Genomic DNA, 15,468 nt, shown 5'->3' with positions numbered 1-15,468 from the left:
CCTCTTTATTTTTTCTGACTCATCTTTTCTGCTTTTTCATAACATGCAGTCATACTACTAATGACACTGTGTCTAAAACCTGTCTCCTCTAATTTAGCTACAGCTTCTATAGTAGTTCCTCCTGGAGAAGTAACAGCATCTTTTAGTGTACCTGGATGCTCTTTAGTTTCTATAACCATTTCACAAGCCCCTTTAATAGAACGTGCCGCCATTTCATATGCCATTGGTCTTGGAATGCCAAATTTAACTGCTGCATCTGCCATCGCTTCAATAAAAAGATAACCGTAGGCTGGAGATGAGCCTGATAAGGCTACGATAGCATTCATCTGATGTTCTTCTACCTTAAAAGATTTACCAAAAGCTCCAAATCGCTCCTCAATAACTTTTGCTTCATTTCCTTCTATCATTTGTCCATCATAGCATAAAGCTGTAACACCTTCTCCTACTAAAGCTGGTGTATTTGGCATAGTACGTACAACTTTCTTATGTCCATTTAAAAGATTTTTCACTTCTTCAATACTAAATCCTGGTGCCACGGTAATAATAACATGCTCTGGTGTTAATAAATCTTTAATTTGCTCACATACACCTTTATAGTATTGAGGCTTAATCGTTAAAACAATATATGTAGACTTTTCTACTAAAGTTTCAATATCTTCACACTTGCAAATATTATTTTCTGTAAACTTTTCATATTGTCTACTATCTACATCATAAACACAGATAGCCTCTTCAAATTTTCTAGCAATAGCATTAATCATTGCACTCCCCATATTGCCTGCGCCAATAAATCCAAAATTGTTCATCTTTATTCCTCATTTCTCAAGTTTTATTTAAAATATTCAAATTACTATGATATAATCATAATGTAATATTTTGTAAGCTCATACTCTCTTTATTATAACATTGTATGGCTTAAAAGAAAGGAGTGATTTTATGTGGTTGCTATGGTTAGTTATAGGCATTGCTTTTGCTATTGCTGAAATAGCCTACAGTGGATTCTTTCTTATGTGGTTCTGCGTAGGTGCTTTTGCAAGTCTTATTACTTCTTTATTTACTTCTAGTATTCCTATTCAATTAGGCGTCTTCCTTATTGTGTCCTTTATTCTACTTATTACTTTAACCAAGCGTTTTACGACCCAATTTTCACATAAAAATTCTATTCCCACCAATATTGATGCACTCATAGGTAAAAAAGGAATTGTTCTAGAAGCTATCACCTCTTCTACATGTGGAGTAGGCCAAGTAAAACTAGATGGTGAAATTTGGAGTGCTATTACCTTAGATAACACTTCTATTGAAAAAGGTGCTACTGTTATTATTGAAGAAATTAGAGGCGTGAGACTTGTTGTTACCCCCAAAAAAGATGAAGCTTATCTATCTAAGGAGTCCTAATCATGTTGCTTATTATTGGTATGATTCTTTTAATCATTTTCATTCTATTAATCGCCTTAAGTTCTATTAAGATTATTAAACATAAAAGGTGTAGAGCTCAAAGAGCTTCTACACCTTTTTAAATAGATTTTATTTGATAAAACTTATACCCTTACTTCACCAGCTCTACCTAACACTTCAGCATTGGCATCTAAAATAGGTTGAATCACTTCACCGATAAAGTCATCTACCTGCATACTTGCACATCCAATAAAGAGTTCTGGTTTTAGAATACTACGTAATTCTTCTTCTGTCATTTTAAATGTACCATCTGCAAGAATACGTTCAATAAGGTCATTTGGTTTACCATTTTGTTTCACTTCATAAGCTGCTTCCATAGAAAGCACGCGGATTTTCTCATGAAGTTCTTGTCTATCACCACCGCGTTTAACACCTTCCATTAAAATGACTTCTGTAGCCATGAATGGTAGTTCATTTTGAATATGCGTAGCAATAACTTTCGGATAAACAACAAGCCCATCTGTAATATTTAAATAAGTTTCAAGGATAGCATCTGTTGCTAAAAATGCTTCTGAAACAGATAAACGTTTATTGGCACTATCATCAAGTGTTCTTTCAAACCATTGTGTTGAGGAAGTCATAGCTGGATTAAGTGCATCACAAATTACAAAACGTGATAAAGCACTTATACGCTCACTACGCATTGGGTTACGTTTATAGGCCATAGCAGATGATCCAATTTGATTTTTTTCAAATGGTTCTTCAATTTCTTTTAAGTGTTGTAATAAACGAATATCATTACTAAATTTATAAGCAGATTGTGCCACTTGACTTAAAGCGTTTAAAATTTGAGCATCTACTTTTCTTGAATAAGTTTGTCCTGTTACAGGGAATACATCTTCATAACCTAATTTTTCAGCAATACGTTTATCTAAAGCTTTAACTTTTTCAAAGTCTCCATCAAATAAAGTTAAGAAAGTTGCTTGTGTACCTGTTGTACCTTTTGCCCCTCTTAATCTCTTGTGTGCAAGTAAATGATCAATTTCTTGTAAATCAAGCCACAACTCTTGTAGCCATAGTGTTGCTCTTTTTCCTACTGTTGTAAGCTGAGCTGCTTGGAAATGTGTAAAACCAAGTGTTGGCATTCCTTTATATTTTAATGCAAATTCAGTAAGCTTTTGCATAACATTAAGCACTTTAACACGAATAACTTCTAATGCTTCGTACATAATAATAAGATCTGTATTGTCTCCTACATAGCAACTTGTAGCCCCTAAATGAATAATTGGCATAGCTTTTTCTGCTTGTTCACCATACGCATGTACATGTGCCATAACATCATGTCTTACTTTTTTCTCCCATGCATCTGCTACATCATAATTAATGTCTTGTTCATATTTTTTCATTTCTTCTATTTGTTCATCTGTAATAGCAAGACCTAATTCTTGTTCTGTTTCTGCTAATGTAATCCATAGCTTACGCCATGTTCTAAACTTTTTATCATCTGAAAATAAATAAAGCATCTCACGACTTGCGTATCTGCCTGCTAATGGACTTGAGTAAGTATCTTTCATGCACTTCTTCCTTTCTTCTGCTACCCGTCAATTTATAGTTCTCTTTTATTATAAGAAATTTTTTTATTAAACTCAACCATAATCGAACATTTTTATAATTTTTTATTATTTTGTTCATAATCTTATCTAAAAAAATAAAGACATAGAGAGAAAACTCTATGCCTGTAATTTACTTACGAAATCTTTTATTCTTAAAAGCCCTTTCTGAATAAGTTCTTCACTCATTGCATAGGAAAGTCTTATACAATCAGGTGCTCCAAAATCCTGACAAGGTATAATGGCTACTTTTTCTTTTTCTAAAAGATATTTTGCAAAATCTGCAGCATTCGTAATGGTTTGATCATCATACTTCATACCATATAAAGCAGAGACATTAATAAAACAATAGAAAGCACCTTGTGGTTTAATCACATCAAATCCTTCAATCTCACATAACCCCTTATACATAACTTCTCTTCTCTCTCTGAATACTTCCACCATATCTTTAGCAAAAGTTTTACTAAGATCTAGAGCAGCCTCTGCAGCTTTTTGAGCAATAGAGTTTGGATTAGAAGTAGCATGAGACTGAATATTCCCAGCTGCTTTTGCAACTTCTAAAGGAGCAGCAATATAGCCTATGCGCCATCCTGTCATAGCATGACTTTTAGAAAGTCCATTAATAGTAATTGTATGATTATAAATCTCTTCAGACAAAGAAGCAATACATGTATGTTCAGCCTCCTCATATACAAGGTATTCATAAATCTCATCAGATACAATCCATAAATCATATTTAACAGCTACTTCAGCTAAAGCCTTAAGCTCTTCTCGTGTATAGACAACGCCTGTAGGATTAGAAGGCGAATTGATTACAATAGCTTTTGTATAAGTGCTAATAGCTTCCTCTAGATCTGAAGGTTGTAATTTATATGCATTCTCCTTAGATGTATAAAGAATTTTAGGAATACCATAAGCCATTTTAATCATTTCAGGATAGCTTAACCAAAAAGGTGCAGGTACAATAACCTCATCTCCTGGATTTAACAAAGCCATAAAGGTATTTACTAAAGAGTGCTTAGCACCATTATTCACTACAATTTGTTCAGGTGTATAAACGACATTATTCTCTTTTTGCAGCTTGTTTGCAATAGCCTTTCTTAAACTTAAAATACCCGATGCAGCAGTATACTTTGTAAAGCCTCCCTCTATAGCTTTAATAGCTGCCTGTTTAATATAATCGGGGGTATCAAAATCTGGCTCTCCCGCCCCAAATCCTACAACATCTATACCTTCTGCTTTCATAGCATTTGCTTTAGCTGTAATAGCTAAAGTCGAAGACGGTGCTATACTACTTGCTAATCTAGATATCATATCTTCACCACCTAAGTTTATTTTGAATTTTTATGATTATTATAATTTATTTATCAGACTTTTGCAAGAAATATAATCTTAAAATTCATAATGTTTTTTAATATTATTTTATGCAGTTCTCTTTATTTTTGTTCTATTTTACAAGTTTAATACTTTTTTCTGCTTAATTTTATTTATATTTCTCTATTTTACTTCATTTCTTAAATTGTATTAGATTTAATTTATGAATTTTCATTTAATAAAACTCTCAAATTTGCACAAAAAAGAAGTAGTATAAAAATTATACTACTTCTTTAATCTATTTAGCATATTCAGTTGCTCTAGTTTCTCTGATAATACTTACTTTAATCTGACCAGGATATTCTAAATCCTTCTCAATTTGTTTAGTCACTTCACGCGCTAATAAAATAAGTCCTTCATCATCTACTTCCTCTGGTACAACCATAATACGTACTTCACGTCCAGCTTGGATTGCAAAAGATTTTTCTACACCTTTGAAAGATGTGGCAATCTCTTCTAATTTTTGTAAACGTTTAATATAAGTTTCAAGTGTTTCACGTCTTGCACCTGGGCGAGCTGCTGAAATGGTATCTGCAGCTTGAACAATAACAGCAATAGCTGTTTCTTGATCTACATCACCATGATGAGATTCTACTGCATTTACTACAACTGCATTTTCACCATATTTACGGCAAAGATTTGCACCAATGCTTACGTGGGAACCTTCCACTTCATAATCTACAGATTTGCCGATATCATGTAATAATCCGGCACGTTTTGCAAGGCGAATATCAAGCCCAAGCTCACCTGCAATAAGACCTGCTAAGTTTGAAACCTCAATAGAATGTCTTAATACATTTTGACCATAGCTTGTTCTAAATTTCATCTTACCAAGAAGTCTAATAAGTTCTGGATGAATACCATGTACACCTGTTTCAAAAGTTGCAGCCTCTCCTTCTTCACGAATAAGAACTTCAACTTCCTTACGTGCTTTTTCAACCATTTCCTCAATACGTGCAGGGTGTATACGGCCATCTACGATTAGTTTCTCAAGTGCAATTCTTGCAATTTCACGACGGATAGGATCAAATCCTGATAAGATAACAGCTTCTGGTGTATCATCAATAATTAAGTCAATACCAGTAAGTGTTTCAAGAGTACGGATATTGCGTCCTTCACGCCCGATAATGCGCCCTTTCATCTCATCGTTTGGTAATGGTACAACAGATACTGTTGTATCTACTACATGGTCTGCGGCACATTTTTGAATAGCATTTGTAAGTACTTCTTTTGCTTTTTTATCTGCTTCAAGTTTAGCTTTGGCTTCAATTTCTTTAATAAGTAGCGCTGATTCATGTTTAACTTCATCTTCAATAGTCTTTAATAGATATTGTTTAGCAGCTTCTGAAGTTAAACCTGAAATGCGTTCTAATTCTTCGAGTTGTTTTCTCTCTACCTCTTCAATTTGGAATTTTGTTTTTTCAATTTTATCAAGTCTTATCTGAAGTTGCTCTTCTTTTTGCTCGAATTGATTAGATTTCTTATCAAGTACCTCTTCTTTTTGTAGTAAGCGTCTTTCAAGCTGATGAAGTTCACCTCTACGTTCTTTAACTTCTTTGTCTAATTCGTTTTTAACTTTAATATTTTCTTCTTTTGCTTCTAAAAGCATTTCTCTCTTTTTAGCTTCCCCAGTCTTTATAGCATCATCTATTACTTTTCGCGCTTTTTCTTCTGCTGAACCAATTTGAGCCTCTGCTATACGCTTTCTATAAAGAATGCCTGCTGCAAAGCATAATATTCCAACTACAATTATTATTACTACTGCCACAACTATACCAATTATGGCACTACTACTCATGCTGATATTACCACCTCCCTATTTTTGTGCTAAAAACGTGCAAATAACAACATAATTGTATAACTTTTTAAAAACACTGTCAAGCATACGCCTTAGGCGTCAAAGCCTTCATTTCTCTTTCTTAGGCATTTTTCCACTTGACTATATTGAAAGCCTCTTGTTAAAAGACGATTAATGATCTTTTGCTTTTGTTTAATATCCCATGTAGGGTCATATCTAAATTTATCTAAAAAATACTCTATATTAGCTTCTTCTCGTTCTTCAGTATCTTCACAGTAGTCTTTTACTTGATCCACTACAATACCTTTTCTATAGAGTTCTGCTTTAATTTGTCTTAAACTTTTATGGCTATATTGACTTCTAGATTCTATATATCTTTTAGCAAGTGCATCATCGTCAATATACTGATATTTCTTTAAGAACTGCATAACTTCCTCTACAATATATTCACTATACTCTGCCTGAATAAGTTTTTCACGCATTTGTTTCTCACTCTTGCTTCCTCTGCTAATCATATCTAATGCCTTAAATTTAGCCTTATCTAACTGGAGCGCTGCCATAAGCTTCTCATAGGCTGGCTGGTCTAATACCATGCCTACACAGAGCTGATAACGCTCTACAGCCTTTTTAGAAAGTCCAAATCCAAATGCTCCATTAATGAATACTGAACATCTGTTAGGATCTTTTTTCTGTTCTTCAATTGCTGTAATTTCATAATTCATAGTTCCCTTAAATCCTTCCCAATTTTTTCAATTTCTAAACGTTTTTCTCCTTAGCTGCTTAGGTATTTATGGTAGCATTATTTAGTTTTTATATAATAAAAAAAGGATATAACATGAAAACGACTTGTTATATCCTTTACTATTAATCTTCTAAATCTAACATCATTTCTTCAGCATCTACATCTTGCTCATCATAGTTTCCTTCTTGCAGTTTGTTGATACCATAATGTTCACGTACAGCCATTTCAATCTCTCTAAGAAGATCCTCATTTTCTTTAAGGAATACTTTAGCATTTTCTCTACCTTGCCCAAGTCTTATATCTCCATAAGAATACCATGCACCACTTTTATTAACAATATCAATATTACTTGCTAAGTCAAGTACATCACCTTCTTTAGAAATACCTTCACCATACATAATATCAAATTCTGCTTGTTGGAAAGGTGGAGCTACTTTATTTTTAACAACTTTTACACGTGTACGGCTACCAATAAATTCATTGCTTTGTTTAAGTGTTTCAATTTTACGTACATCTAAACGCACAGATGCATAGAATTTAAGAGCACGACCACCTGTAGTTGTTTCATTACTTCCGAAAGTAATTCCTACTTTTTCACGTAATTGGTTAATAAAGACTACTGTACATTTTGATTTATTCACTACACCTGTAAGCTTTCTAAGGGCTTGTGACATAAGTCTTGCTTGAAGACCCATATGAGAATCACCCATATCTCCCTCAATCTCTGCGCGTGGTACAAGGGCTGCAACAGAGTCTACAATAACAAGATCAATTGCACCTGAACGTACCATTGTTTCTGCAATTTCAAGAGCTTGTTCTCCATTATCTGGTTGTGAAATATAAAGTTCATCAATATTTACACCTAATTTTTTAGCATAAGCTGGGTCTAATGCATGCTCAGCATCAATAAAGGCTGCAATGCCTCCCATTTTTTGAACTTCTGCAATCATATGAAGTGTAACGGTTGTTTTACCGGAAGACTCAGGTCCATATACCTCAATAATTCTTCCACGTGGCATTCCCCCAACCCCAAGGGCTATATCTAAACTTAATGAACCTGTTGGAAAAGTAGATACACTTGTTTCTGTTGCTTCTCCTAGCTTCATAATAGAGCCTTTACCAAATTGTTTTTGAATTTGAGCTATAGCTGCATCTAAAGCTTTTTTTGATTCGTTATTCATCATCTCACCTCTTCATCTAATCGAACATTTGTTCTGTGTTTATTATAACTAATTTTTTTCCTAATAGCAAGTCCTAATTATTTAAGTTTTTTATAGAGCTGATAAAGTGTATGTTTGACTGCCTGCAACCGTATAGATTGCCTATCACCCTGTAAATGTAATTCATAAACAAAAGTCTCACCTGGCAATGCTATACCTATATAGACAAGCCCTACAGGTTTTTCCTCTGTGCCGCCATCAGGGCCTGCAATGCCTGTTGTAGCAAGCCCAATATGAGCCCCTGCAGTTTGTCTTACACCCTCTGCCATTTCTTTAGCTATTTCATAACTTACTGCGCCAAATTGATTTAAAGTCTCTTCCTTAACATGAAGATACTTCATCTTGGCTTCATTACTATAAGTAACTATACCTTCCTTAAAATAATTCGAAATGCCACCACAATTAACTAATGTTCCAGCCAATAATCCTCCTGTACAAGATTCAGCCGTTGTTACACTATATTGCTTAGTTTGTAGAAGTTTCAAAATATTCTCTTCTATCGTTTCTTCATTATAACCAATTATATAAGGTCTTAATCGCTCTTCTATCTTATTTTTATAACGCTCAGCCTCTTGCCTAGCGGCTTCTATACTTGTTTTCCAAGTACAAATACGAATGATAACTTCTAAATTACTTACATAAGGTGCTATTAGTGTATCTTCAAATTCACCCAATAGGTCTCCTGCTAATTGTGCAAGATGACTTTCTCCTATACCAAAACATTTTATATCTAAAGTATAATAAACCTCTTTTAGATCCTTCTCTAAATAGGGACAGACTTCATTGTTAAATATGGGAATAAGTTCATTCGGAGGTCCTGGTAATAAGAAAATTTTTTTGTTTTCTACTGGAATCATACATCCTGGAGCTGTTCCATTATGATTGTCTAAAATAGATGCATCCTCTGGAAAATATGCCTGCTTACGATTATTTTCTGGTGTTATACGATTTGTTTTTGCAAAATAGGCTACAATTCCTTCATAAATAGAAGGATAAAACACAAGAGGCTTCTTAAGATACTGACATACTGTTTCTTTAGTTAGATCATCTTGAGTTGGACCTAGTCCACCTATTATAAAAATATACTCTGCATGACTTAATGCATGGGCTAAAGCTTCTTCAATATCCTCTTTACAATCCCCTACTGCAATATGGTATTTAACCCCTATGCCGTATTCTTTAAGACGTTTTGCAATATAACTTGCATTTGTATTAACTGTATGTCCCATAATGACCTCATTACCTACAGCAAGTATTTCAGCTTTCACTTTCTCATCCCTCTCAAAAAAATAATAGGGAGATATTTATCTCCCTATTAGTATAACACTATTTTTACTTAAGTATAGCAATTATTATAGATCTTGTGGTAAGAACTTGTTAAGAATTACACCAAATAAAGCTGCGATGGCAAGTCCTGAAATGGTAATATTTCCCCACATAGGCACATCAGATACACCAATACCTACTACAAAAATAACAGCTGCAATAAGTAAGTTACGGCTATGTTTAAAATCAAGTTGTTCTTCAACTAGTGTACGTACACCTACTGCTGCAATCATTCCAAAGAGTACAATACTAATACCACCCATAACAGCACCTGGAATGGTATTAACAAGTGCTGTAAACTTACCACATAAACTTAAACCAACAGCAAAAAGCGCTGCAATACGAATAATTTTTGGATCATATACTTTTGTAACAGCAAGTACACCTGTATTTTCACCATAAGTTGTATTAGCTGGGCCACCTAAAAGACCTGCTGCTACAGTAGCTAAACCATCACCTAGAAGTGTTCTATGAATTCCTGGATTTTTAAAGAAATCTTTTCCTACAACCGCACCATTTGTTGTAATGTCTCCAATATGCTCAATAAATACAACGAGTGCAATAGGTGCTATTGCTAATATTCCTACTAATGCATCTTGATTAAAGGCTGGCAATGTCATTATTTGGCTAAAAGCTTCTTCCGAGAAACCTATCCAGCTTGCCTCCATAATAGGTGTTACATCAATCATTCCCATTACTAAACAAACTACATATCCCATTACAACCGCAATTAAAATAGGAATCATTTTGAAGAAACCTTTTGCCCAAATAGAGATGGCAATAACAATACATACAACTAATAGAGCAACAAATACTTTTTGCATATCTAAAGGTAATACAATACCCATATTTTGAATAACTTCAATTGGTAAATCTTCTGGAATACCAGCTGGAAGATTTGCAAGTAGATTCTCTGGTGTACTATCAATACGCAGCATATTAATAGCTGTTGGACTTAATCTAAGGCCAATAACCATAATCATAGGTCCTACTACAATCGGTGGGAAGAATGATTTAACCTTTTCTACCCCTACAAGTTTAATAATACCTGCCATCATTATATAGACAAATCCTGTTGCAATAATACCTGTTTTCACAACACCAATACCATATTGTGATAAAACAAGGCTAATAGCACTAATAAACGCAAAGCTTGAACCTAAAAATACTGGTACAATTCCTTTTGTAACAGAATGAAATACAAGTGTACCTATACCTGCTGCTAAAATAGCAATACCTGGATTAAGTCCTGTCAGCATAGGTACAAGTACTGTTGCTCCAAACATTGCAAGCACATGCTGCATGCCTAAAATAACTTTTTTACCTGTTGAAATTTGTTCCACTTCAATCCCTCTCTCTTATTAAATTTTCTTATTTAGTTTCTAGTAAAACACAGCTTTCTCCATCTATTGATTGGATTTTAACATGTACAATTTCCTTCTTAGAAGTAGGAATATTTTTTCCTATAAAATCTGCACGAATAGGAAGCTCTCTATGTCCTCTATCAATAAGCGTTGCTAATTTAATATAACTTGGTCTGCCCAAATCCATCAGTGCATCCATTGCAGCACGCACTGTACGACCTGTATAAATAACATCATCTACTAAAATAACTGTTTTGTCATTAATATCATGAATACTGCTTTCCCCAGCTAAAGGTTGTGTATACTTTTTCTCTAAATCATCACGGTAAAAAGCAATATTAATTTTCTCAACGGGTACTTCTACATTTTCAATCATTTTAATTTTGTCTGCGAGTATTTGCGCAAGAGGTACTCCCCTTGTCTCAATTCCCACAAGTATAATATTTTTAGCCCCTTTGTTTGCTTCAAGAATTTCATGTGCTATACGTGTAAGTGCACGATTCATAGCAAGTTCATCTAATAATACTTTAAATGCCATGAAAATTTCCTCCTTCTCTTGTCCATAATCCTCAAAATAAAAAAGCTTCCTACACCTGTAAGAAGCTTTTTAGATATACATATTTCAATACTGCTTTTAAGCAATATGAATTGGCCTATTAACCGATCTGTACATCCTTATTAGCCTCGCGGACTACTTTAAAGGATTTTATCAGTTTGACCTTATCACATCTTTCTTAATCTGTCAAGTATTGTCTGAAAATAGCCTGGTAAATCACTATTAAATTCTACATATTGTGAGGTGGTTGGGTGTTCAAATCCTAATACTTTAGCATGTAAAGTCTGTTTTGTAAGTCCCCACATAGATTTTTGAGGTCCATAAATAGGATCTCCTAAAATAGGATGTCCTATACTTGCTAAATGTACTCTAATTTGATGTGTTCTTCCTGTAAACAGTGTAAGTTCTACGTAAGAAAACTTGTCAAATTCCTCTAAAACTCTATAGTGTGTTTTCGCATAGCGTCCATCACTTACAATAGCCATTTTCTTACGGTCCTTTGGTGATCTGCCAATAGGCTTTTCAACAATACCTTCTTTTTCTTTAAAAGTTCCATATACAATAGCATGATATTTACGTGTAATATGATGATCTTTTAAAAGTGACGATAAAGCTAAATGGGCTTTATCATTTTTAGCAATCATTAAAATACCTGATGTATCCTTGTCAATACGATGTACAATACCAGGGCGTACTTCTCCATTAATACCAGAAAGTCCATCTTTACAATGATAAAGAAGTGCATTGACTAATGTCCCTGTATAATTACCCGGTGCAGGATGCACCACCATATCCTGCGTCTTATTGACAATAATAAGATCATCATCTTCATAAAGAATTTCTATTGGAATATTTTCAGCAATAATATCTACCTCTTTAGGCTCTGGAATATTTACTGTAATAGAATCACCTTGTTTTACTTTGTAACGTGCTGGCTGTACTATACCATTAATTAAAATATTACCTTCTTCTATTTGTTTTTGCAAAAAAGAACGTGTATAGTCCGTTAAAACTTGGCCTAAATATTTATCTAGCCTTTGTCCACTCTCTTTAACATATAATTCTAATGTTTCATTCATTGTCTATTCCTCGTTGTCAATTAATTCTTGTTCCTCTTGTTCAATATTACCAAACAATAAAATAGGGAAGAGTAGAACCACTCCTACTACTACACACATGTCTGCCACATTAAATACTGGGAAATCAATAAGAGAAAAATAAATCATATCACGTACATAATTTAAACAAACTCTGTCAATGAAATTTCCTATAGCACCACTCATAACTAGCACAAGTGCAACTTTCATCCAATGACCTGTCCTACCTTGTGGAATATGTCTCCAGTACCATACAATCATAACAAGAACCGCTGCTGTAATGATAACAAAAAGCCATACCTTACCTTGCATCATCCCAAAAGCTGCTCCTCTATTTTCTACATAAGTCAACTCTAAAACACCTGGCCATAAAATAATATTCTCTTTGCTAGGATCAGAAAAATATTCTACAATACCTATTTTAGTAAGCTGATCCAAAATCACCAAAAGTGCTACACTAATAGGTGCTAAAAAACGCATCTCTTTTTCTCCTTTCAAGCCTTACTCATAAGAAAAACGTGCTTACTGGCACGTTTTTCTTACATAGAGTATAGCTTCTTCAATTTCTTCTTGTGTTACATCATTCTTAATACATGCCTGCCCAATTGCTTGAAGCAAGATGAAAGAAACCTTGCCATAAGCTTTCTTCTTATCATATAAAATATGCTGTAAAAGTGAATGAATATCATACTCACCAAAAGGCGCTAGCAATTTATAAGCCCTACAAAGTGACTCCACATCTTTTAAATGTGATGCTTCTATATAGCCTCTTCCATAACTTATATAAGCTGACATAACCATACCATATGCTACACATTCGCCATGTAATAAATTAAAATGAGATTCTGTCTCTAAAGCATGACCAATAGTATGTCCAAAATTTAAAATTTTTCGTAGTCCTAACTCTTTAGCATCTTCCTCTACAACTTCACACTTTGCCTTACAAGAGGTATATGTCATTTCGATAAGACTTCTATCGTCTTGTTGTAATATTTTATCCTTTTCTTTTAAAAGATAATCATAAAAAGCTTTATTTTTAATAAGTGCATGCTTTAAAACCTCTGCAAGTCCCGAAATAAATTCTCTTTCAGGCAAAGTTCCTAATGTTCTAATATTGGTATAAACAAGCTTAGGATTATAAAAAGCCCCAACCATATTTTTATGATCTAAATAATCTACGCCTACCTTACCTCCCATACTACTATCATTTTGAGCTACAATAGTTGTTGGAATCTGAATAAAAGGAATACCTCTCATGTAGCTTGAGGCTACAAAACCTGCTATATCACCTACAACACCGCCCCCTAATGCAATAATAAGGCCACTTCGGTCCATATGAACCGCTAAAAGAGCATTATAAATTTCAGTGATAGTACCTAAATGTTTAGAAGTTTCACCTGCCTTAAAGGCATAATCATATACTGGAATGCCTTCACCTAATTCTTCCTTAACAGTTGCTAAATAAAGATGGCCTACATGGGTATCTGTAATAATCATGATAGCACTTGGACAGGCTACTTCATTAATAGCTGCTTTTAAGCGGCTAAAATCACTGGTTAAAATAATAGGATAAGGTCTAGCCTCCATCGCTTCTAATCTTCTCATCTCTATGCCTCTTCACCATGAAGAAAAGTGAATTCCTTTGTGAAAAATTCATCATCTTCTTCTGTAATTGCTACCTCTTCTTCTGCTTTAACTTCTTCAAATTTAATAGGTGCACTAATTTCATCTGTTAACACTGTAATATTTTGCTGTTCTAGAATTTCAAGTTGCGCTTGTAACATTTGTTTAATTTGAACTTTCATAGCAAGGTATTGCTTTTTGAGCTCTTCGATTTTATTGCTTAAAGTATAGATATCTTTTTTCGCCTGATCCAATATACCCTCTGCTTTTTGCTCAGCATCTTTTTTAATTTGATCTGCCTTTTCATAAGCTAAAGTTTTTGTATCTTGAGCTGTTTTCTCAGCCAATACGAGCGCATTTTGTATAGTTGCTTCCATTGTACGATAATATTGAATATTATCATTAAGCATGTTAATTTTATCTTTAAGTTCATAGTTTTCTTTTGTAATATGCTGATAAGCTTCAAGTACCTCATCTAGAAACTCATTAACTTCTGCTACATGGTAACCGCCTACTTTGGCTTTTCTAAACTCCTTATTTTGTATATCTACTGGTGATAACATTCTGAGTAACCCCCTATATATATTTTTCTATTGTAATATGCAGTCTATCTTTTTTGGTTGTACCATTTACTGCCCCTAGGCGCATTTTACCATATCCTCTTAGTGTCCCTACATCCCCGACTTTCATAGGATGACTAGCTGTTACAAACATACCATTCACTTTACCTTTATCACCTTGTAAGTATCTTACTACTTCTGATCTGCTCAAACCAAAAGCAGCTGCAAAAATAGCGTCTACACGTAAAGATGGAACTGTTGTCAGACATTCTTTAAATCTCGGTGGATCTACTTCCATATCTAAAAATGAAATTTCCTCAACCGTAATCTTTTGATAACGTCCTATTCCAGTTAAATGACAACAAATAAACTCCGCCATCTCCTTCATAACAATGACATAAGCTCCAAAAGGTTTGAGTAAAATATCCCCTATAGTCTCGCGCTTAAGACCTAAGCCAAGTAAGGCACCTAAAAAATCCCTGTGTGTAAGTGTTTTACCTATTCCTGTCTTAACAGTTACTTTAAGTGCACAAATGGGCATCTCCATATAAGACTGATCATAACCAAAGACAAGCACTTGCCTTTCGGCATACTCATAGCCCCCCATGAAACAATACTGATTGAAAGCACTTTGCATATTGTATTTATGTAGTACCTCGTCCATCCATTCTTTATTATAAAAAAAAGTGGATAACATGCGGTATTGTTTTTCTGATTTTTCATTATAAGCTATTATAGTTTTCAAAAATTGTTTTTCTTCTTCATTGGTTATGCTTGTCCATTTTATCATGTCATATACTACC

At 34.0% G+C, this 15,468-nt stretch carries 15 protein-coding genes; 1 reads left to right on the top strand and 14 read right to left on the bottom strand.

All coding sequences use genetic code 11. The annotated features are described in order from the left end of the window. Nucleotides 1–5: 5 nt before the first annotated feature. Nucleotides 6–806 carry a pyrroline-5-carboxylate reductase gene (gene proC, locus H8718_RS08015; RefSeq protein ID WP_249332512.1) on the bottom strand — a complete coding sequence of 267 codons (801 nt, stop codon included), beginning with the start codon at nucleotides 804–806 and terminating at the stop codon, nucleotides 6–8. Nucleotides 807–936: 130 nt separating this feature from the next. On the opposite strand from proC, the gene H8718_RS08010 reads away from it, so the two are divergent. Further along, entirely contained in the window at nucleotides 937–1,395 is a 459-nt protein-coding gene (locus H8718_RS08010) for an NfeD family protein (RefSeq protein ID WP_249332511.1), read from the top strand. A gap of 143 nt (nucleotides 1,396–1,538) precedes the next feature. Here H8718_RS08010 and purB read toward each other — a convergent pair whose 3' ends face one another. The 13 genes from purB to H8718_RS07945 all read right to left on the bottom strand — a co-directional run bounded on the left by purB (nucleotide 1,539) and on the right by H8718_RS07945 (nucleotide 15,455). Further along, nucleotides 1,539–2,969 carry an adenylosuccinate lyase gene (gene purB, locus H8718_RS08005; protein ID WP_177672158.1) on the bottom strand — a complete coding sequence of 477 codons (1,431 nt, stop codon included), beginning with the start codon at nucleotides 2,967–2,969 and terminating at the stop codon, nucleotides 1,539–1,541. Between the two features lie 156 nt (nucleotides 2,970–3,125). Further along, entirely contained in the window at nucleotides 3,126–4,319 is a 1,194-nt protein-coding gene (locus H8718_RS08000; RefSeq protein WP_249332510.1) for a pyridoxal phosphate-dependent aminotransferase, read from the bottom strand. Between the two features lie 298 nt (nucleotides 4,320–4,617). Beyond that, nucleotides 4,618–6,177 (bottom strand): ribonuclease Y, encoded by a 1,560-nt coding sequence (gene rny / locus H8718_RS07995; RefSeq protein WP_177672160.1) that lies wholly within the window; start codon nucleotides 6,175–6,177, stop codon nucleotides 4,618–4,620. Between the two features lie 92 nt (nucleotides 6,178–6,269). Then, nucleotides 6,270–6,899 (bottom strand): regulatory protein RecX, encoded by a 630-nt coding sequence (locus H8718_RS07990; protein ID WP_249332509.1) that lies wholly within the window; start codon nucleotides 6,897–6,899, stop codon nucleotides 6,270–6,272. Between the two features lie 142 nt (nucleotides 6,900–7,041). Then, entirely contained in the window at nucleotides 7,042–8,103 is a 1,062-nt protein-coding gene (gene recA / locus H8718_RS07985) for a recombinase RecA (RefSeq protein ID WP_177672162.1), read from the bottom strand. A 74-nt stretch (nucleotides 8,104–8,177) separates the two neighbouring features. Beyond that, on the bottom strand, nucleotides 8,178–9,407 hold the full coding sequence (locus tag H8718_RS07980; protein WP_177672163.1) for a competence/damage-inducible protein A: 1,230 nt from the start codon (nucleotides 9,405–9,407) through the stop codon (nucleotides 8,178–8,180). Nucleotides 9,408–9,491: 84 nt separating this feature from the next. After that, nucleotides 9,492–10,808, bottom strand: a complete 1,317-nt coding sequence (locus H8718_RS07975; RefSeq protein WP_330597606.1) for a uracil-xanthine permease family protein — start codon at nucleotides 10,806–10,808, stop codon at nucleotides 9,492–9,494. 28 nt (nucleotides 10,809–10,836) lie between these two features. Further along, nucleotides 10,837–11,367: a bifunctional pyr operon transcriptional regulator/uracil phosphoribosyltransferase PyrR gene (pyrR, locus tag H8718_RS07970; protein ID WP_177672165.1), complete on the bottom strand. Its 531-nt coding sequence runs from the start codon at nucleotides 11,365–11,367 to the stop codon at nucleotides 10,837–10,839. A gap of 185 nt (nucleotides 11,368–11,552) precedes the next feature. After that, nucleotides 11,553–12,464, bottom strand: a complete 912-nt coding sequence (locus H8718_RS07965; protein ID WP_177672166.1) for an RluA family pseudouridine synthase — start codon at nucleotides 12,462–12,464, stop codon at nucleotides 11,553–11,555. A gap of 3 nt (nucleotides 12,465–12,467) precedes the next feature. Next, entirely contained in the window at nucleotides 12,468–12,962 is a 495-nt protein-coding gene (lspA, locus tag H8718_RS07960; protein ID WP_177672167.1) for a signal peptidase II, read from the bottom strand. Between the two features lie 42 nt (nucleotides 12,963–13,004). Then, nucleotides 13,005–14,087, bottom strand: coding sequence for a 3-dehydroquinate synthase (gene aroB / locus H8718_RS07955; RefSeq protein ID WP_249332508.1), 1,083 nt, complete (start codon nucleotides 14,085–14,087; stop codon nucleotides 13,005–13,007). Between the two features lie 2 nt (nucleotides 14,088–14,089). Then, nucleotides 14,090–14,668: a DivIVA domain-containing protein gene (locus H8718_RS07950; protein WP_177672169.1), complete on the bottom strand. Its 579-nt coding sequence runs from the start codon at nucleotides 14,666–14,668 to the stop codon at nucleotides 14,090–14,092. 13 nt (nucleotides 14,669–14,681) lie between these two features. Then, nucleotides 14,682–15,455: a YlmH/Sll1252 family protein gene (locus H8718_RS07945; protein ID WP_177672170.1), complete on the bottom strand. Its 774-nt coding sequence runs from the start codon at nucleotides 15,453–15,455 to the stop codon at nucleotides 14,682–14,684. Nucleotides 15,456–15,468 lie beyond the last annotated feature (13 nt).

The organism is Zhenhengia yiwuensis (assembly GCF_014384995.1).
In the GTDB taxonomy this organism is placed as follows: Bacteria; Bacillota; Clostridia; order Lachnospirales; family Cellulosilyticaceae; genus Zhenhengia; species Zhenhengia yiwuensis.
Note: the sequence above shows the minus strand (reverse complement) of the source record. Positions and strands in the feature narration are given on the sequence as shown.